18 protein-coding genes and 1 pseudogene (1 of these 19 only partly in view) are annotated in these 18,716 nt (G+C 59.3%); 12 read left to right on the forward strand and 7 right to left on the reverse strand.

From position 1 onward, the window contains the following. The 5 genes and pseudogenes from kdpA to FE240_RS17570 form a co-directional block, all read left to right on the forward strand. Positions 1–270: pseudogene (kdpA, locus tag FE240_RS17550) on the forward strand (potassium-transporting ATPase subunit KdpA) (it extends 1,406 nt beyond the left edge of the window). 2 nt (positions 271–272) lie between these two features. Beyond that, on the forward strand, positions 273–2,330 hold the full coding sequence (gene kdpB, locus FE240_RS17555; protein WP_226798891.1) for a potassium-transporting ATPase subunit KdpB: 2,058 nt from the start codon (positions 273–275) through the stop codon (positions 2,328–2,330). A gap of 12 nt (positions 2,331–2,342) precedes the next feature. Continuing rightward, on the forward strand, positions 2,343–2,864 hold the full coding sequence (locus tag FE240_RS17560; RefSeq protein ID WP_193002784.1) for a potassium-transporting ATPase subunit C: 522 nt from the start codon (positions 2,343–2,345) through the stop codon (positions 2,862–2,864). Further along, complete coding sequence (locus tag FE240_RS17565) at positions 2,857–5,445, forward strand: sensor histidine kinase (RefSeq protein WP_193002785.1); 2,589 nt, start codon at positions 2,857–2,859, stop codon at positions 5,443–5,445. Before FE240_RS17560 ends, FE240_RS17565 begins: the two co-directional genes overlap by 8 nt. After that, positions 5,445–6,128 (forward strand): response regulator, encoded by a 684-nt coding sequence (locus tag FE240_RS17570; RefSeq protein ID WP_042047715.1) that lies wholly within the window; start codon positions 5,445–5,447, stop codon positions 6,126–6,128. Before FE240_RS17565 ends, FE240_RS17570 begins: the two co-directional genes overlap by 1 nt. A gap of 57 nt (positions 6,129–6,185) precedes the next feature. Here the strand turns inward: FE240_RS17570 and FE240_RS17575 are convergent, their stop codons facing one another. After that, complete coding sequence (locus tag FE240_RS17575; protein WP_193002786.1) at positions 6,186–6,413, reverse strand: hypothetical protein; 228 nt, start codon at positions 6,411–6,413, stop codon at positions 6,186–6,188. 284 nt (positions 6,414–6,697) lie between these two features. On the opposite strand from FE240_RS17575, the gene FE240_RS17580 reads away from it, so the two are divergent. Continuing rightward, entirely contained in the window at positions 6,698–7,948 is a 1,251-nt protein-coding gene (locus FE240_RS17580; protein WP_193002787.1) for a valine--pyruvate transaminase, read from the forward strand. Positions 7,949–7,998: 50 nt separating this feature from the next. Here FE240_RS17580 and FE240_RS17585 read toward each other — a convergent pair whose 3' ends face one another. From FE240_RS17585 to dnaA, 6 genes are all read right to left on the reverse strand, one after another. After that, positions 7,999–8,442 (reverse strand): Hsp20 family protein, encoded by a 444-nt coding sequence (locus tag FE240_RS17585; protein ID WP_193002788.1) that lies wholly within the window; start codon positions 8,440–8,442, stop codon positions 7,999–8,001. 76 nt (positions 8,443–8,518) lie between these two features. Next, positions 8,519–8,932 (reverse strand): Hsp20 family protein, encoded by a 414-nt coding sequence (locus FE240_RS17590; protein ID WP_193002789.1) that lies wholly within the window; start codon positions 8,930–8,932, stop codon positions 8,519–8,521. A 346-nt stretch (positions 8,933–9,278) separates the two neighbouring features. Next, positions 9,279–11,693, reverse strand: coding sequence for a DNA topoisomerase (ATP-hydrolyzing) subunit B (gyrB, locus tag FE240_RS17595; RefSeq protein WP_193002790.1), 2,415 nt, complete (start codon positions 11,691–11,693; stop codon positions 9,279–9,281). Then, positions 11,686–12,789, reverse strand: coding sequence for a DNA replication/repair protein RecF (gene recF, locus FE240_RS17600; protein ID WP_193002791.1), 1,104 nt, complete (start codon positions 12,787–12,789; stop codon positions 11,686–11,688). Before recF ends, gyrB begins: the two co-directional genes overlap by 8 nt. Before the next feature lie 2 nt (positions 12,790–12,791). Next, positions 12,792–13,895 carry a DNA polymerase III subunit beta gene (gene dnaN, locus FE240_RS17605; protein ID WP_193002792.1) on the reverse strand — a complete coding sequence of 368 codons (1,104 nt, stop codon included), beginning with the start codon at positions 13,893–13,895 and terminating at the stop codon, positions 12,792–12,794. Positions 13,896–13,910: 15 nt separating this feature from the next. Further along, the gene (gene dnaA, locus FE240_RS17610; protein ID WP_193002793.1) at positions 13,911–15,278 is read right to left on the reverse strand and encodes a chromosomal replication initiator protein DnaA; all 1,368 of its coding nucleotides are present in this window, start codon (positions 15,276–15,278) and stop codon (positions 13,911–13,913) included. Positions 15,279–15,572: 294 nt separating this feature from the next. Here dnaA and FE240_RS17615 point away from each other — a divergent pair, with 294 nt between their 5' ends. From FE240_RS17615 to yidD, 6 genes are all read left to right on the forward strand, one after another. Beyond that, on the forward strand, positions 15,573–16,328 hold the full coding sequence (locus FE240_RS17615; RefSeq protein ID WP_193002794.1) for an amino acid ABC transporter substrate-binding protein: 756 nt from the start codon (positions 15,573–15,575) through the stop codon (positions 16,326–16,328). After that, on the forward strand, positions 16,329–16,997 hold the full coding sequence (locus FE240_RS17620) for an amino acid ABC transporter permease (RefSeq protein ID WP_156991769.1): 669 nt from the start codon (positions 16,329–16,331) through the stop codon (positions 16,995–16,997). It abuts the gene before it with no gap. Positions 16,998–17,007: 10 nt separating this feature from the next. After that, positions 17,008–17,742: an amino acid ABC transporter ATP-binding protein gene (locus tag FE240_RS17625; RefSeq protein ID WP_193002795.1), complete on the forward strand. Its 735-nt coding sequence runs from the start codon at positions 17,008–17,010 to the stop codon at positions 17,740–17,742. A 264-nt stretch (positions 17,743–18,006) separates the two neighbouring features. Next, positions 18,007–18,141, forward strand: a complete 135-nt coding sequence (gene rpmH / locus FE240_RS17630; protein WP_005307156.1) for a 50S ribosomal protein L34 — start codon at positions 18,007–18,009, stop codon at positions 18,139–18,141. Continuing rightward, positions 18,141–18,497: a ribonuclease P protein component gene (gene rnpA, locus FE240_RS17635; RefSeq protein WP_042047699.1), complete on the forward strand. Its 357-nt coding sequence runs from the start codon at positions 18,141–18,143 to the stop codon at positions 18,495–18,497. The genes rpmH and rnpA overlap by 1 nt, the downstream gene beginning before the upstream one ends. Beyond that, the gene (yidD, locus tag FE240_RS17640) at positions 18,464–18,712 is read left to right on the forward strand and encodes a membrane protein insertion efficiency factor YidD (RefSeq protein ID WP_084214801.1); all 249 of its coding nucleotides are present in this window, start codon (positions 18,464–18,466) and stop codon (positions 18,710–18,712) included. Before rnpA ends, yidD begins: the two co-directional genes overlap by 34 nt. Positions 18,713–18,716 lie beyond the last annotated feature (4 nt).

An 18,716-nucleotide genomic window follows, 5' to 3' on the forward strand; every position in this document is an offset into this window, starting at 1 on the left:
GGTTTCGCCGCCGCCGACAACGGGCAGTGCCTCGTTATCGGGCTGGCCATGTTGCTCGGCCGCTTCGGCTATATCGTGCCGGTGCTGGCCATTGCCGGACAGCTGGCGCGACCTCCCAGACAGGAGGTCAGCGACAGTGACTTCCCGCTCAGTGGCCCGCTCTTCATTACCCTGCTGATCATCACCATCCTGCTGATCGGTGGCCTCTCCTTCCTACCGGTACTGGCACTAGGACCTATCGCCGAACACCTGATGCTGGGAGCATTCTGATCATGAGTACATCGATAACCTCGACCTGCGGCCACAAGAAAGGCCAACCAAGTCGCCGCAACCCCCTGTTACTGACCGCTGCCATCGAGGCCGTGCGTCGCTTCAATCCACGTGCGCTATGGGGCAGCCCGATCCTCTTCACCCTGTGGCTGTGTGCCGTCATGGCAACGCTTGAATCCCTTCTCGGCCGAACCTTGTCTGGCGTGGCACCGAGCCTGGCCTGGCAACTGACCGCCTGGCTCTGGCTGACGCTGTGGTTTGCCAACGTTGCCGAGACGCTGGCCGAGGGGCGTGGCAAGGCGCGAGCCGACAGCCTCAAGGCAGGGATGAACCAGTTGCAGGCACGTCGGGTGGCGGCACTCGATGACCGTATCGGCGAGTGGGTGGCAGCCACCGAGCTGCGTAAGGGTGACCTAGTGCTGGTGTGTGCCGGTGAGACGATCCCCGCCGATGGTGAGGTGATACAAGGCATCGCCTCAGTTAACGAAGCGGCTATCACAGGTGAATCCGCCCCGGTGATCCGGGAGTCCGGTACCGACAAGAGCGGGGTAACCGGTAATACCCAAGTGATCTCGGATCAGATCTGGGTCTGCGTCAGCACCAATCCCGGTGAGAGCACCCTGGATCGGATGATTGCCTTAGTCGAGGGCGCCAAGCGGCAGAAAACGCCGAACGAGCAGGCACTCACCGCCCTGCTGGTCGGTCTGACCCTGATCTTCCTACTGGTGGTAGCCACTTTGCCCCTGTTTCTCGGCTACAACCAGACTCAGGTACCGCGCCTCTACCTCATTGCCCTCTTCATCACCCTGATCCCGACCACCATCGGCGGTTTGCTCTCGGCCATCGGTATCGCCGGGATGGAGCGGCTGGTCAAGCTCAACGTCATCGCGAAATCCGGCCGGGCGGTGGAAGCGGCGGGGGACGTACGCACCCTACTGCTCGACAAGACTGGCACCATCACCTTCGGCAACCGCATGGCTGACGAGCTGATCCCGGCTCCCGGTGTGAATGCCGCCCTGCTGGGACAGGCCGCCATGTTGGCCTCACTCGGCGATAGCACGCCGGAAGGGAAATCTATCCTGACGCTGGGCGCCAAGAGCCAGCCCGCCCCTGAGCTGCAAGCGCATGACAAGGTGATCCCCTTTAGCGCCGAGACCCGTCTAAGCGGCCTGGATCGCGATGGCCACAGCTACCGCAAGGGCGCCGTCGACGCTGTGCTGGCCTTTCTCGCCATCCGCCGTGAGCAGATGCCCGAGCCCCTGCGCCACGCCGTCGAGCACATTGCCCGCCAAGGGGGGACACCGCTGCTGGTCTGTAGCCAGGATAAGCTACTCGGCGCCGTCTATCTCAAGGACATCATCAAGCCCGGCATCAAGGCGCGCTTTCAGATGCTGCGCCATCTCGGCATCCGCACCGTGATGATCACCGGCGACAACCCCCTCACTGCCGCCGCCATTGCGGCCGAGGCCGGGGTCGATGACTTCATCGCCGAAGCCACCCCGGAGAAGAAGCTGGCCTATATCCGTCAGGAGCAGGGCGATGGCCGGCTGGTCGCCATGTGTGGCGACGGAGCCAATGACGCCCCAGCCCTGGCCCAGGCCGACGTCGGGCTGGCCATGAACGAGGGCACTCAGGCCGCCAAGGAGGCGGGTAACCTGGTCGATCTCGACTCTAACCCAACCAAGCTGCTGGATGTGGTGCAAGTGGGCAAACAGCTGCTGGTGACCCGTGGTGCCCTCACCACCTTCTCGATCGCCAACGATCTGGCCAAGTATTTTGCCATCCTGCCAGCCCTGTTTGTGGCCGCCTACCCGCAGCTCGGTGCGCTGAACCTGATGCAATTGCACAGCCCCGAGAGTGCCATCCTGTCAGCCATCATCTTCAACGCCCTGGTGATCGTCGCGCTAGTACCGCTGGCCCTGCGCGGAGTCAGCCTCAAGGGCTCCGCCGCCGAGCTGCTGCGCCGCAACCTGCTCATCTACGGCGTGGGGGGGCTCATCGTCCCCTTCGTCGGGATCAAGCTTCTCGATGTGATAGTGACCGGCCTTGGGCTGGTATAAGGAAGAGAGACCATGATCGCCATTCGCACCCTGCTAACCCTGACTCTGCTGCTCGGAGTCGGTTATCCCCTCGCCGTGACGGGCCTGGCCCAGTGGCTCTTTCCCTGGCAAGCCAACGGCAGCCAGCTACACAACGCCGAGGGGCAACTGATCGGCAGCACCCTGCTGGCCCAGCCCTTCCATGAGGCGAAATACTTCACCTCACGCCCCTCGGCCAGCGACTTTGCCACCCTCGGCGGCAGCGCCAGCAACCTAGGCATGAGCGCCCCCGAGCGGCGCGCCTTTGCCGAGCGCCAGGCTAACGCCGGCTTCCACGACGCCACCCTGCTGACCCGCTCCGCTTCCGGGCTCGATCCGCACCTGCCGCTAGCCGCGGTGCTGGAGCAGGTCGAGCGAGTAGCCAAGGCCCGCGGCATGCAGCCGGATCAACTGGCAGCATGGGTTCGATCGCGGCAGGAAGCTGGTATTCTGGGGCCGTCTGTCATCAATGTGCTGGAGCTGAACCTGCTCCTCGACAAGGACCACCATGCGTGATGATGTGCGGGCCGATGCCCTGCTGGCGAGCCTGGAGAATGAACAGAAGGGTAAGCTGAAGATCTTTCTCGGGGCGGCCCCCGGCGTAGGCAAGACCTACGCCATGCTGCAAGCAGTGCGGGAACAGGCTAGGGAAGAGGTCGACCTGCTCATCGGGGTAGTCGAGACCCACGGCCGGCGCGAGACGCTGGCCCTGCTCGACAAACTGCCGATGCAGCCACGCATGCCGGTCTATCATCGCGGCCAGCGTCTTGAGGAGATGGACCTCGATGGCCTGCTGGCTCGTAAACCGGCACTGGCGGTGGTGGATGAGCTGGCTCACTCCAATGCCCCCGGCTGCCGCCACGAAAAGCGCTGGCAGGATGTGCAGGAGCTGCTGGCGGCTGGCATCGATGTCTATACCACCCTCAATGTGCAGCACCTGGAGAGCCTCAACGATCTGGTGTGGCAACTGACCGGTGTTCGGGTGCGCGAGACCCTGCCCGACCAAGTACTGCTCGATGCCGACAGCCTAGTGCTGATTGACCTGCCCCCCAAGGAGCTGCTCGAGCGGCTGCGCGAGGGGAAGGTCTATGTGCCCCATCAGGCGCGGGCCGCACTGCAATCCTTCTTCTCACTCAATAACCTGACCGCCCTACGCGAGCTGGCGATGCAGACCGCCGCCAGCCACGTGGAGGGCGACTTACAACTGCAATGGCAGGCGGCCGGCAAGACCACCCTGCCCCTGCGCGGCAAGCTGATGGTCTGTCTCGGTGATGAGCAGGGCGCCGCGCTGGTGCGCCATGGGCACCGCTTCGCCCAGCGTCGCCAGCTACCCTGGCTAGTCGTCCACGTCGATACCCGGGGTGAGACATCGACCGAGACCGAGCAGGCGCTGACACTGGCCTCCCAGCTTGGCGCCAAGGTGCTCACCCTCTCCAGCCCATCGGTCGCCGATGCCCTGCTCGAGACGGCCGAGCAGCAACAGGTGTCGCAACTGTTGCTCGGCAAGCCCCACAAGATCCCGTGGCGCCCCTCTCTGGTACAGCACCTGATCCGCGCCGCCCAAGGGCTGGAGGTGACACTGGTCGATCTCGAGCATCACCGCCCCTCCACCCACCGATTTGACACCCAGCCAGGCAAGCCACACGAGTACCTGCTCTCCCTCGGCATCATGGGCATCACCTCGGCCGGCGCCTGGTTGCTCTCTGAGTGGCTCCCCCCCAGCTCGATGCCACTGATCTTCGTGCTGGGAGTGATGACCACAGCCCTCAGCACCAGCCTGCTGCCCGCTATCATGGCAGCCCTGCTCGGCTTTACCGCCCACAACCTGCTGTTTGTCCATCCACTCTTCTCCCTCACGGTGGACAACCACAGTGATCTGCTGACCCTGCTGGTGCTGCTCATCGTCGGCATGACGGCAGGCCGCCTCGCCTCACGCCAGCGCCAACAACTCATCAGCCTGCGCGAGAGCCAGCATCTGGGTAATGCCCTACTTTCACTGAGCCAAGCACTCACCAAGGCCAATAACCGTGAAGAGGTGCTGCGTCAGGGCAGCAAGGCTATCGCCAGAGCGCTCGGAGCCAAAATAAGGGTGCTCGATCAGGAGTATCAGGAGCACAGTGGTAGCGCCCTTGCACCACCGGGGCAGACCGACAAGGCAGCCATCGACTGGTGCCTGGCCCAAAAGCAGAACGCCGGCGCCCACACCGCCACCCTTAATGCGGCTGAATCCCAGTACCATCCCCTCACCGATGAACTGGTGCTGGGCATCCATCTGAGTAAGCCCCTCTCGGCAGGGGCCGAGCGCCAGCTACAAGCCCTGCTGGCTGATATGCGCGCGGCGCTGGCGCGGATCGATCTCGATGAGCGCCTCGCCGACAGCCAGTTGCAGGCCGAAACAGATCGGATGCGCGCCGCCCTGCTCTCCTCGGTTTCTCATGATCTCAAAACCCCGCTCTCCACCATCATGGGGGCCGGCAGCACACTGCTGGAATACGGAGAAAGAATTACGCCTGAGGAGCGAACCGAACTGTTGCAATCGGTACAAGAAGAGGCCAGCCGCCTGCACGGTTATGTGCAGAACCTGCTCGACATGACCCGCATCGGCTCGCCCGACTTCCAGCTCAAGCGGGACTGGGTGGCCATCGAGGATCTGGTCGAGAGCGCTCGCCACCGGCTCGAGGCCTCATGGCGCCAGCACAAGCTGCTGATACACATCGATCAGCACGTTCCCCAGCTCTATGTGCACGGCGCCCTGCTCGAGCAAGTGCTGGTCAACATCCTCGACAACGCCTCCCGCTACTCACCGGTGGGCACACCTATCGAACTCAAGGTGATACTGGCCTCGCCCGACCTCATCATCGACATCATCGATATCGGAGTCGGCATCGCCGAGTCAGACCGGGACAAGATCTTCAATCTCTTCTACACCCAACCGGTCGGCGACTGTGGTAGCCGTGGAACCGGGCTTGGCCTCGCCATTTCCCGCGCTATGATTGAGGCCCACGGCGGACGGATCTGGGCCTTCCCCGGGCCGAACCGCATCGGCACCTGCATGCGCATCACCCTACCCCTGGCGCTCAACTCACCGGAGACATGATGGCCCATATCCTGATCATCGATGATGAACTCCCCATCCGCCGCTTTCTGCGTATCAGCCTGACCGCCGAAGGCCATCAGGTGAGCGAAGCGGTCAGCGTCGATGAAGGGATGACCCAATACCGCCACCTTCACCCCGATCTGGTGATCCTCGATCTCGGCCTGCCGGACGGCGACGGCATCCAGGTGCTCGAGCGGATTCGTGAACATCATCAACTGCCGGTGTTGGTACTCTCGGCGCGGGACTCAGAGCGGGAGAAGGTGCGCCTGCTGGACGCCGGGGCCAACGACTATATGAGCAAACCGTTCGGTATTCAGGAGATGATGGCGCGCATCCGAGTGCTGCTGCGCCAGCGGGTTGGCACAACCCAGAGCGACTGCCGCGCCTTTGCCGGATGTGGGCTCAGCATCGACGCCACAAATCACAAGGTGACCCTGCACGGGGAGGATGTCACGCTCTCGCGCAAGGAGTTCGCACTGTTGCAAGCGCTAGTCTGCCACCCCGGCAAACTGGTGCTGCAAACCCAACTGCTCAACGATATCTGGGGCCCGAGCCACAAAGAAGACACCCACTATCTGCGTATCGTGGTAGCCAGCCTACGTAAAAAACTGGGGGACAACCCCCAGGCTCCCCACCTCATCGAGACAGAAACGGGTATCGGTTATCGCTTCATCGGCCAGTAACGTTTCACGTGGAACACGATGACTCCCTCGTGACTGCAAACAGGTGAGAAACGCTCTTCAACCTCGGGGATCGACTTCGGCACGGCTCTGCGTCACCGTGATGCTGATATCAGGCTGACGCAGGTGCTCCAGTGCATCGGCCACAACCGCAGCACTGGCATCGCCAACCTCTTGTGTCACTTCCTGCTGCAAGCGGGCGAGATCCAGCGCAGGACGCTCCTGTTCCTGATGGGCAACAGCAAGGGTGGACAGGCACAGCAGCAGGGCGGGAAACAGGCTTTTCATATAGCGCTCTCCAGTGGAATGAGTTTCTCCTCTACTACCTATCCAATTCTTGTGCCAATAGATAACCAGTTGATTTTAATTGGATATTTAATGAAGTCAGGAAATAATACGATAATATAGGTGTATTTTTAACCACTGCATGGCATTTCTTACCTAGAAGCGGGATGACTCACCCTGTTCCACGTGGAACGTCGCATTTTTCCCGTCGACACCACCTTTAGCGGTGCGTTAAGGTGGACTGTCTATAACAAACGATTGCAGTGGAACACAGGACAGAGCACCACATGGACTTCTCAATTTTCGGCGAAAAATTCACTCGCCACGCCGGTATTACCCAACTGATGGATGATCTCAACCAGGGATTAACCAACCCTAACGCCATCATGCTGGGTGGCGGAAACCCGGCCCCGATCCCCGCCATGCTGGAGCAGTTCCAGCAGCAGGCACAGACCCTGCTCGACAACGGCGAACTGGTCAAGGCCATGGCCAACTATGATGGCCCTCAGGGTAAGGATCGCTTCATTCAGGCATTGGCCGACCTGTTGCATCGTGAACTGGGATGGGATATCAGTGCTCGCAACATAGCCCTGACCAACGGCAGTCAGAATGCCTTCTTCTATCTCTTTAACCTGTTGGCCGGTGAATTCCCGGACGGCCGCAAAAAGAAGGTGCTGTTCCCACTGGCCCCGGAATATATCGGCTACGCCGACTCGGCCCTCAGCGATGATCACTTTGTGGCCTACAAGCCAACGATCGAGAAACTGCCGGATGGCCAATTTAAGTACCACGTCGATTTCGAGCAGCTCGAGGTGAACGATGATATTGGCGTCATCTGTGTTTCCCGTCCGACCAACCCGACTGGCAATGTACTGACTGATGAGGAGATCGAGCACCTCGATCAGATCGCTCGCGCCAAGGGTATCCCACTGCTCATCGATAACGCCTATGGCGTCCCCTTTCCCGGAATCATCTTCAGCGAGGTGAAACCGTTCTGGAACGAGAACACCATTCTGTGCATGAGCCTCTCCAAGTTAGGGCTGCCAGGCACCCGCTGCGGTATCGTCATCGCCCAGGAGCCGATCATTGAGGCCATCACCAACCTGAGTGGCATCATCAATCTTGCTCCGGGCGGACTGGGGCCAGCCATGACCATTCCTATGATTGAAAGCGGTGAAATCATTCGCCTGAGCGAAGAGGTAGTGAAGCCCTTCTATCGGGAGCGGGCCGAGCTGGCAGTACGCCTGCTGCGTGAGGCCATTCCCGACCCACGCTTTCACATCCACAAGCCGGAAGGCGCGCTGTTCCTCTGGCTCTGGTTTGAGGGATTGCCCATCCATTGTGCCGACCTCTATCAGCGCCTCAAGGACAAAAACTTGCTGATCGTCCCCGGCCACTACTTCTTCCCCGGCATCGACGATCCCAATTGGCGTCACAGTCAGGAGTGCATCCGTCTCAACTATGCCCAGAGCGAAGATCTGGTGCGCCGCGGCATCGCCATTCTGGCCGAAGAGATCAACCACCTCTACGCCAGCTAAATACGCAAAAGGCCTGCAATCGCAGGCCTTTTTCTCTTCGTGCCGACTGGTTATTCGGCTGATGGCAGTGCCAAGGTTTCAGGGTTGCCAATGGCAATCTGGCGCGGCTTCAGTGGCTCAGGCAACTCACGGGCCAGCTCTATCTGCAACAGGCCGTGCTCGAGTCTTGCCCCCTGCACCTCGACATGCTGGCTCAACTTGAACGAGAGCTCGAAGTCCCGCTCGGCAATTCCCTGATGGAGGAAGGTGCGTTCCCCTTCCTGCGGATGTTTCTGTCCCTTGATCTTCAGGGTGCCCAACTCAGTCTCCAGGATCAGTTCATCACGCTCAAAACCGGCCACCGCTAGGGTGATCAGGTAACGATCCTGCTCCAGCTTCTCGATGTTGTAAGGTGGCCAGCCGGCGCTCTTCTGCTCGAACAGCCCCTCCAGCTCGCGGGCCATCCGCTCGAAACCCACCACATTGGGATACAAAGAAGAAAAGTCGATTCGCATGTCTCTATCCTCATTCAAGCAATAGATAAGTTGTCGGGCCCGAAGCACCCGGTCACGTTTCGTTGGGAAAAAGGGCTCAGCCGTTGATTTCAATACGGCGCGGCTTCATCGCCTCAGGCAGCTCGCGTATCAGCTCGATGTGCAGCAGGCCATTCTTGAGATCAGCCCCCTGAACGCGCACGTAGTCAGCCAGTTGGAAACGACGCTCGAAACCACGCTCGGCGATCCCTTGATAGAGGTAGTTGCGCTCTGGATCAGCCTGCTTGCTCCCCTTCACGGTCAGCAGGTTTTCTTGAAAACCGATCTCGAGCTCTTCTTGAGTGAAGCCTGCCACCGCCATGGTGATGCGATAATCATGCTCACCGAGTTGCTCGATGTTGTAGGGGGGATACCCACCGTTACCGTTGTTAGCAGCCGATTCGATCAGATTGGCGAGACGGTCAAAACCGATGGCAGAGCGATAGAGCGGAGAAAAATCGAAGTTACGCATTAAATTACCCTCTTGTGAGCGATAACGAATGTTTGCCCTCATAATCGACGGGCCCTGTGGTCGAAACCTCTGTTGAGCATTTCGGCCTTGTTACCTATATAGGGGCTCAAATTCTCCTTTCAAGGGGGCGGCCCAATAATGCGGATATTCAGGCCATGGCCACGATGACAGGGGTATCCAACGGGGTTGTCTCTGCCTGGGCCTATTGCCCGCCTAGCGAGTGACGATGGCCTTCTGTCGCGCCCCCATGATGGGGCCAGGGTAATGTGTTCCACGTGGAGCAATCTGCGCGCCACAAAACAAAAAGCCGCTCACAAGGAGCGGCTTTTTCATGTCGACAGAGCGATCAGACGTCGAGGTTGGCCACGCGCAGGGCGTTGGTCTCGATGAAGTCACGACGCGGCTCAACCGCATCGCCCATCAGGGTAGAGAAGAGCTGGTCTGCACCAACCGCATCCTCAATGGTAACGCGCAGCATACGACGAGTGTCCGGATCCATGGTGGTCTCCCACAATTGCTCCGGATTCATCTCACCCAGCCCCTTATAACGCTGGATGTAGATGCCACGCTTGCCTTCATTCATCAGCCACTCAACCCCTTCAACGAAGCTGTCTACCGGCTTAACCTTCTCACCACGCTTCACGAAACCGCCTTCCTCGATGAGGTTAGCAATCTCACCCCCCAAGGCCACCAGTTGCTGGTACTCGGGGGATTGCAGGAAGTCATGGCTGAGCGGGTATTCACGCTCGATACCGTGCTGACGAACCTGAGCAACCGGAATAAAGAGGCTACGCTCCTCATCACGCCGCGGGATCAGGTTGTACTGTATACCGCTGGTGCCCTCGTTGAGCACGGCATTGACCCCATCACACCAAGCCTTGAGCGCAGACTCGTCGGCCAGCAGCTCATCGACCAGCGCCGGATGGTAGATCAGTTGGTTCAGCACCAACTCAGGAGCCCGGCGGGACATACGGCCAATCAGGCTGATGACACTGCGATACTGATTCACCAGACGCTCGAGTGCCGCACCGGCGATGGCCGGAGCTGACTCGTTGACGTGCAGGCTGGCATCTTCCAGCGCCATGGCAGTCTGGTATTGCAGCAGCGCATCCTCATCTTTGAGGTATTGCTCCTGTTTCCCCTTCTTCACCTTGTAGAGCGGCGGCTGGGCGATGTAGACATAACCGCGCTCGATGATTTCCGGCATCTGACGATAGAAGAAGGTGAGCAGCAGAGTACGAATATGGGCACCGTCGACGTCCGCATCGGTCATGATGATGACATTGTGATAACGCATCTTGTCCGGGTTGTACTCGTCCCGGCCGATGCCACAACCCAGCGCGGTGATCAGGGTACCGACCTCCTGAGAGGAGATCATCTTGTCAAAACGCGCTTTCTCTACGTTCAGGATCTTGCCTTTGAGCGGCAAAATAGCCTGGTTCTTACGGTTGCGGCCCTGCTTGGCGGAACCGCCCGCAGAGTCACCCTCCACTATGTAGAGTTCAGAGAGCGCCGGGTCTTTCTCCTGGCAGTCGGCCAGCTTGCCGGGCAGCCCTGCGATGTCGAGAGCCCCCTTGCGGCGGGTCATTTCGCGAGCCTTACGGGCCGCCTCACGAGCACGGGCCGCATCGATGATCTTGTTGACCACGATTTTGGCGTCGCTCGGGTTCTCCAGCAGGAACTCGGCCATCTTCTCGCCCATCGCCTGCTCTACGGCGGTCTTCACCTCGGAGGAGACCAGCTTGTCCTTGGTCTGGGAGGAGAACTTGGGATCCGGCACCTTGACCGAGATCACCGCAATCAGGCCTTCACGCACGTCATCACCGCTGGCGGCGGACATCTTGGCCTTCTTGCTGTAGTCCTCTTTGTCCATGTAGGTGTTGAGGGTACGAGTCAGAGCGGTACGGAACCCCACCAGGTGGGTACCACCATCCCGCTGTGGGATGTTGTTGGTAAAGCAGTACACCCCTTCCTGATAGCCATCGTTCCACTGCATGGCGACTTCAACACCGATGCCATCCTGTTCGGTGGAGAAATGGAACACCTTGGGATGGATCGGGGTCTTGCTCTGGTTCAGATACTCGACGAAGGCCTTGATGCCCCCTTCGTAGCAGAAATTAACCTCGCGGCCATCACGCTCATCACTGAGCACGATGGAGACGCCAGAGTTGAGGAAGGAGAGCTCGCGCAGGCGCTTGGCCAGGGTCTCGTAGTGAAACAAGGTGTCGCTGAAGATGGTCGGGCTCGGCCAGAAGCGCACTTCAGTACCCGTGGTGGTGGCATCGCCGATCTGCTTGAGCGGCGCCTGCGGCTCACCCAGCTTGTAGGTCTGCTCGTAGACATGACCCTGACGACGAATGGTCAGCTTGAGGGTATCGGAAAGCGCGTTCACCACGGAGACACCTACACCGTGCAGACCACCGGAGACCTTGTAGGAGTTATCGTCGAACTTACCGCCGGCATGCAGCACCGTCATGATGACTTCAGCGGCGGAACGCCCCTCTTCCGGGTGAATATCGACCGGAATGCCACGACCGTTGTCGCGCACCGAGACCGAGCCGTCGGAGTGGATCTTGACCTGAATCTCACTGCAGTAGCCAGCCAGTGCTTCATCGATGGAGTTGTCGACTACTTCGAACACCATGTGGTGCAGGCCCGAGCCGTCGTCCGTGTCGCCGATATACATCCCCGGGCGCTTACGGACCGCATCCAGGCCCTTCAGTACCTTGATACTCGAGGAGTCGTAACTGTTCTCACTCATAGCTTGTCTCTGCCTTCTTGGGTTCGGAGATCTTGCCTTGTTCCACGTGGAACAACTTGCACTCGCCGGCGTCCATCATGTCCACCAGCTGCTCAATATCGATGGCGGTGATGAACACCTGGGAGGCACACTCCCTCAGCCGGGCCGCCAGTAGGCGACGCTTCTCGACATCCAGCTCCGAGGCAAAATCGTCAATTAAAAAAATGCAACCACGACCGCCATGCTCGCGCAGAAACAGTCCCTGGGCCAGCCGCATAGCACATACCAGCAGCTTGAGCTGACCCCGGGAGAGAATATCCTGGGCAGGCACACCGTTGGCCTTGAGGCGAACATCCGCCTTCTGGGGACCGACGCCGGTGTAACCCAGCGATTTGTCCCGCTCAAATCCCGCCACCAGTAACTCGTCCAGCGGCGTATCCTTCTCCCAGCCCCGGTAGAAACCGAGACTGATCTCAAATTCGGGCAAGAAATCGGCCGTCATCTCCTTGATAAGAGGAGAAATGGCCTGACAGTAATTGGCGCGCAACTGGGCCAATTCATTACCGAGTCGGGTCAGCTCCTGATCCCAGAACGCCAATTGGCGATACTGGGTTACGGTGCGCAGCAGGGCGTTACGCTGTTTCAGCAACCGTTTCACCCTTCCCCACAGCGCCAGAAACCCCGGTTCACTGTGGAACAGCCCCCAATCGAGCCAAGCCCGCCGTGGCTGAGGCCCGCCAGTCAGCAGGTTGAAGCCATCGGGGTGGATCAACTGTACCGGCATCAGCTCGGCCAGTTCGGCCAGCGCCTTGGCCGGCGCCCCATTGATGCGGAGCTGGGTCTCGCCACTCTTCTCCTTAGCGAGGCCCACCGGCACGGCTCGCCCCTCCTGCTCCATGCGAGCAAACAGGGTAAAGGCCTTCTCACCCTGGCGGATCACCCGCCCGGTGAGATGGGTACGAAACGAGCGGCCCAACCCCAGATAATGAATGGCCTCCAGCACGCTGGTCTTGCCACTGCCGTTGCGCCCGACCAACACATTGAGGCCGGGCGACAGCTCCAGGCTCGCCTGCTCGATATTACGAAACTGGCTGAGCTGCAGTCGGAGCAGGGTCACGGCTAGATCCGCATCGGCATGACCACGTATTGGGCGTCCTGGCTCTCCAGGTCCTCAATGATGGCACTGCTGACGGAGTCGCTCAGGCTGATCCGGATCTGCTCGCATTTTAACGTATTCAACACGTCGAGCACATACGAGACGTTGAAACCAATTTCCAGCTCGGAGGCATCGTACTGAACATCGAGCAGCTCTTCCGCCTCTTCCTGCTCCGGGTTATTGGCGGTGATACGCAGCAGGTTCTCCTGCAGGTTCAGACGCACACCACGAAACTTCTCGTTGGAAAGGATGGCGGCACGGGCAAATGCTTGGCGCAAATCCTCACGGCCGGAGATGAGCGCCTTGTCGCCGCCACGCGGGATGACGCGGCGCCAATCTGGGAAACGGCCATCCACCAGCTTGGAGGTGTAGATGAACCCATCGAGCACGGCGCGCAGGTTGCTGCGACCGACTTGCAGACGAACCGGCTTGTCTTCCGCCTCAAGCAGACGCACCAGCTCAAGCACCCCTTTACGCGGCAAAATAACCTGATGATCGGGCAGCGGATTCTCAACCACTTCACGGCGGCAGGTAGCGAGACGATGGCCGTCAGTGGCCACGGTACGCAACCCCTGCCCCTCGGTTTCGAACAGCATGCCGTTGAGGTAGTAACGCACATCCTGGCTGGCCATGGAGAACTGGGTCGCCTCAATGAGGCGCTTGAGTTCCATCTGGCTGATGTCGAACTCGAGCACAGACTCCCAATCCTCGATGTTCGGGTATTCATTGGCCGGCAGGGTGGAGAGATTGAAGCGAGAGCGGCCGGAGCGGATGATCAGGCGCTCCCCCTCGGTGGTGAGGTTAATGTCGGCCCCTTCCGGCAAGCCGCGGCAGATATCCAGCAGCTTGCGCGCCGGCACCGTGGTGCGGCCATCTTGACTCGCGCCAATAAGTGGCACCTGACCAATCATCTCAACCTCTAAATCCGTGCCAGTCAGCGAGAGTAAGCCATCGCTCACATTGAGCAGCACATTACCGAGGATCGGCAGGGTCGGTCGGCCACCGAGGGCGCCGGACACCAGTTGCAGGGGACGTAACAGGGCCTCGCGGCTGATTTCGAGCTGCATCTGTGTTCTCCGTTGTCAGGAAGAGAGGGTGCGGATCAGGTTGGAATAATCTTCCTTGATGTCGTGACTCTCCTCACGCAGCTGCTCTATCTTGCGGCAGGCGTGCAGGACAGTGGTGTGGTCACGACCACCGAAAGCGTCACCGATCTCAGGCAGGCTGTGATTGGTCAGCTCCTTGGCGAGCGCCATGGCGAGCTGGCGCGGCCGAGCCACTGAGCGGGAGCGACGCTTGGAGAGCAGATCCGCCACCTTGATTTTGTAATACTCGGCCACCGTCTTCTGGATATTGTCGATAGTGACCAGCTTCTCCTGCAACGCCAGCAGGTCGCGCAGCGCCTCGCGCACGAAGTCGATATTGATGGCGCGGCCAGTGAAGTTGGCGTTGGCAATGACCCGGTTGAGTGCCCCTTCCAGCTCGCGCACGTTAGAACGCAGCCGCTTGGCGATAAAGAAGGCCACCTCATCGGGCAGGTGCATCTTGTTCTCTTCGGCCTTGCGCATCAGGATGGCGACACGGGTCTCCAGCTCCGGCGGCTCGATCGCCACGGTCAGACCCCAGCCGAAACGAGACTTGAGCCTGTCCTCCACCCCATCGATCTCCTTGGGATAACGATCAGAGGTGAGGATGATCTGCTGGTTGCCTTCGAGCAGGGCATTAAAGGTATGGAAGAACTCCTCCTGGGAGCGCTCCTTATTGGCGAAGAACTGGATATCATCGATGAGCAGCGCATCCACGCTACGGTAGTAGCGCTTGAACTCCTCGATGGCATTGTTCTGCAACGCCTTCACCATGTCCTGTACGAAACGCTCGGAATGCATGTAGATGACCTTGGCATCCTGCTTGCGATCCTTGATCGCATTGCCCACCGCGTGCAGCAGGTGGGTCTTACCGAGGCCGGTACCGCCATAAAGAAACAGCGGGTTATAGGCACCACCCGGATTGTCGGCCACCTGGCGAGCCGCAGCGCGGGCCAGCTGGTTCGACTTACCCTCGACGAAATTGTCGAAGGTGTAATTCACGTTGGTGTTGCTCTTGTGATTCGGTTCGGGCTTGGTGTCCGGCTTGTTATCCCAGCTCTTCTGAGGGTTATGCACAGGCGCCGTGCCACGCACGGGCGGCCGATGGATCACCGGTTGAGCACGGCTGCCAATGTCGAAGCGCAGCGCGGGGCCATCGACGCCGCACAGCTCCTTGATGATGCCGTTAACCCGGATCAGATACTTGTCGCGTACCCAGTCCAGAACGAAACGGTTCGGTGCATACAGGGTCAGAGTATCTTCACTCAACTCCGCTTGTAGCGGCCGGATCCACATGCTGAATTCTGCCGAGGGCAATTCATCTTGCAGCCGGTTAAGGCACTGCTGCCATAGCGAAGCAGTCACTCTACACTCCCGTAAAACAGTTCGACCAAAGACCGGCTATTGTACGTTTTTGGGTGGGGGATCTCCAGCTGATCCCCGCCCGGATCCGGCAAATAAGATCCTTGACTTTCAAGGATCCGAACTAGGGGATCCCAATTCATCCCCAAAGTTACCCACAGCAGGATCATCTGCCATACTCCCGGCAATGAGGTTATTTCTTATAACCAAGATGTCTTTATTTAAGAACATTTATTCCAATAACATGTCCAGAAGCAAACCAAAAACTATAAACAAAAACACATCACACAGAGAGGTATGTTCATGTCCATCAAGCTGATGTCTGGCGCCGCTATTCTGCTGGCCGCCCTGTCCGCCAATATCCAGGCAGAAACCATCAAGGTCGGAATGTCCGGCAAGTATTTTCCGTTTACCTTCGTCAAGCAGGACAAGCTGCAAGGCTTCGAAGTGGACATGTGGAACGAGATCGGCAAGCGCACAGGCGATCAGGTCGAGTTCGTGACCGCCAGCTTCTCCGGCCTGTTTGGCATGCTGGAAACCGGCAAGATCGACACTATCTCCAACCAGATCACCATCACCGACGAGCGCAAGGCCAAGTACAACTTCTCCCAGCCTTATGTCTATGACGGTGCCCAGATCGTGGTGCGCAAAGGCAATGACACCATCCACTCTCTCTCCGATCTGGCCGGCAAGAAGGTCGCCGTCAACCTCGGCTCCAACTTTGAAGAGCTGCTGCGCAAGAACGATCCCGAGAAGAAGATCGATATCCGCACCTATGACTCCGCCTTCGAGCAGGATGTCGCCCTGGGCCGTATCGACGCCTTCGTGATGGATCGCGTCTCCACCGCCCAACTCATCAAAGAGTCCAAACTACCGCTGCAACAGGCCGGCAAGCCGTTTGAGACCCTGGAAAACGCTCTGCCCTTCCTGAAAAAGCCGGAGAAAGAGGCGCTGCTGAAGAAGGTCGATGACGCCCTGAGCGCCATGCGTGCCGACGGCACCCTGCGTCAGATCTCCGAAAAATGGTTCGCCGCCGACATCACCAGTAAATAAATGATGGAGTTCGACCTCGACTACACCCTGGGGCTGTTTCCTATCCTGCTCAAATACTTGGGCACCACGATGGAAATGGCCCTGTGGGGGTTCGCGCTGGCACTCGTCCTGTCGCTCGTTCTAGCGATAGTGCGGGTGTTTCGCGTTCCCGTGATCCACTGGCTGGCCATGCTCTACATCTCCTTCTTTCGGGGGACGCCACTGCTGGTCCAGCTGTTCCTGCTCTACTACGGCCTGCCGCAGGTGTTTCCGATCTTCGTCGGAATGGACGCCTTCAGCGCCGCCGTGGTGGGCCTCACCCTGCACTTCGCCGCCTACATGGCCGAGTCGATCCGCGCTGCCATTCTCGGTATCCACAAGAGCCAGATGGAGGCCGCCCTCAGCATCGGCATGAGCCGGTTGCAGGCGATGCAGCGCATCATACTGCCCCAGGCGGCCCGTATTGCGTCGCCGTCCCTGATGAACTACTTCATCGACATGATCAAGAGCACCTCGCTCGCCTTCACCTTTGGTGTGGCCGAGATGATGGGCAAGGCGCAGATGGAGGCCTCTTCCTCCTTCCGCTTCTTCGAGAGCTTCATGGCGGTGGCCCTGGTCTACTGGGTGGTGGTGATCATCTTTACCCGGCTGCAGCACCTGCTCGAGCTGCGCCTGAACCGGGCTTACTGAGGAGGCCGCCATGATTAAACTGACTGGCCTGCACAAGGCCTATGACGGCAAGACGGTACTCGACGGCATCGATCTGGAGGTGAGCAAGGGCGAGATCGTGGTCATCATCGGCCCCTCGGGAACCGGTAAGTCCACCCTGTTGCGTTGCCTCAACCTGCTCGAGACCCCGGATGCGGGCACCCTCGCCATCGATGACCTGACTTTGGATCTGGCCAACACCAGCGAGCATCAGGCCATCGAGCTGCGTAAGCGCGCCTCGTTCGTGTTCCAAAACTACGCCCTGTTTGCCAACAAGACGGCGCAGCAAAACATTGCCGAGGGGCTGGTTACCGTGTGGAAACAGCCCAAGGCGGAGGCCAGCGCCACGGCTCTCGGCATCCTGCGTGACATCGGGCTCGAAGATAAGAAGGATGCCTACCCCGCCTCCCTCTCCGGAGGGCAACAGCAGCGGGTGGGTATAGGGCGCGCCATGGCGGCCCACTCCAAGGTCATCCTGTTTGACGAACCCACCTCGGCGCTCGATCCCGAGTGGGTGGATGAAGTACTCGGATTGATGAAACAACTCGCGCGCCGTCACCAGACTATGGTGGTGGTGACCCACGAGATGGAGTTTGCCCGCGACGTCGCCGATCGGGTGATCTTCATGGAGGGGGGACGCATCGTGGAACAGGGGCCACCCAGCGAGATCCTGGTAGACCCCAAGGATCCGCGCACCCGCGCCTTTCTGCGAAAAGTCATCAAGTAGACTCTGTGTTTGGCGGCGAAAGCCGCCTTTTTTCGCAGAGGATCCTTGTGCCTGCGCGGGTAGCCAGTATAATCCGATGCCCGCGATCCACCGGGATCGTGCCTCGGCAAGGCCGTAAGGTTGAGTCGACAATCCCCGGCGGATTGACTAAAAGCCGAACTCTGTTTAGAATTCGGCCTCTTTTGCTAGTCGTCACACGCTGTTAGCTGGCGCGTCGGCTAAAGTGTGACAATCAAAACTGTACAGTTAAGACGGTAGAAAAACATGAAACGTACTTTCCAACCCTCCAACCTGAAGCGCAAGCGCTCTCACGGTTTCCGCGCTCGTATGGCCACCGCCAACGGTCGTAAAGTTCTGGCCGCTCGTCGTGCCAAGGGTCGTGCCCGCCTGGTAGTTTAATGCCAACGCACACCTTCCCCCGGGAGTTACGTCTGCTAACTCCCGATCATTTCAAGCGTGTTTTCGCAGAGCCTGTCCGGGCCGCTTCCCCGCAATTAACCCTCCTTGCCGTTCCCAACCAGCTCGATCATCCCCGACTCGGTCTTGCCGTGCCCAAAAAGGCCCTCAAGCGTGCCGTCTGGCGCAACCGTCTCAAACGGGTGGTGAGAGAGAGTTTCCGTCTCAAGCAACATCAACTGCCGGCCATCGACATCGTCGTGATCGCCAAAGGTGGTGTGCGTGAAATGACGAACGAGGAGCTGTTCAAGTTACTGGAAAAGCTATGGCGCACTCTGTCACGCCGTTGCAATGGGTAGCCATCAAGCTGATACGTCTGTATCAACTGATCATCAGCCCCCTGCTGGGACCCCGTTGTCGCTTTACCCCGACTTGTTCGCAATATGCGATGGAAGCCATCCGACTTCACGGTTTCATAAAAGGCATTTGGTTAGGCAGTAAACGTCTATTAAAATGCCACCCCTTATCCGAGGGTGGTTATGACCCGGTTCCGCAACCCAAGCGAAGAAACTGACGAC

Source organism: Aeromonas simiae, assembly GCF_014892695.1.
In the GTDB taxonomy this organism is placed as follows: Bacteria; Pseudomonadota; Gammaproteobacteria; order Enterobacterales; family Aeromonadaceae; genus Aeromonas; species Aeromonas simiae.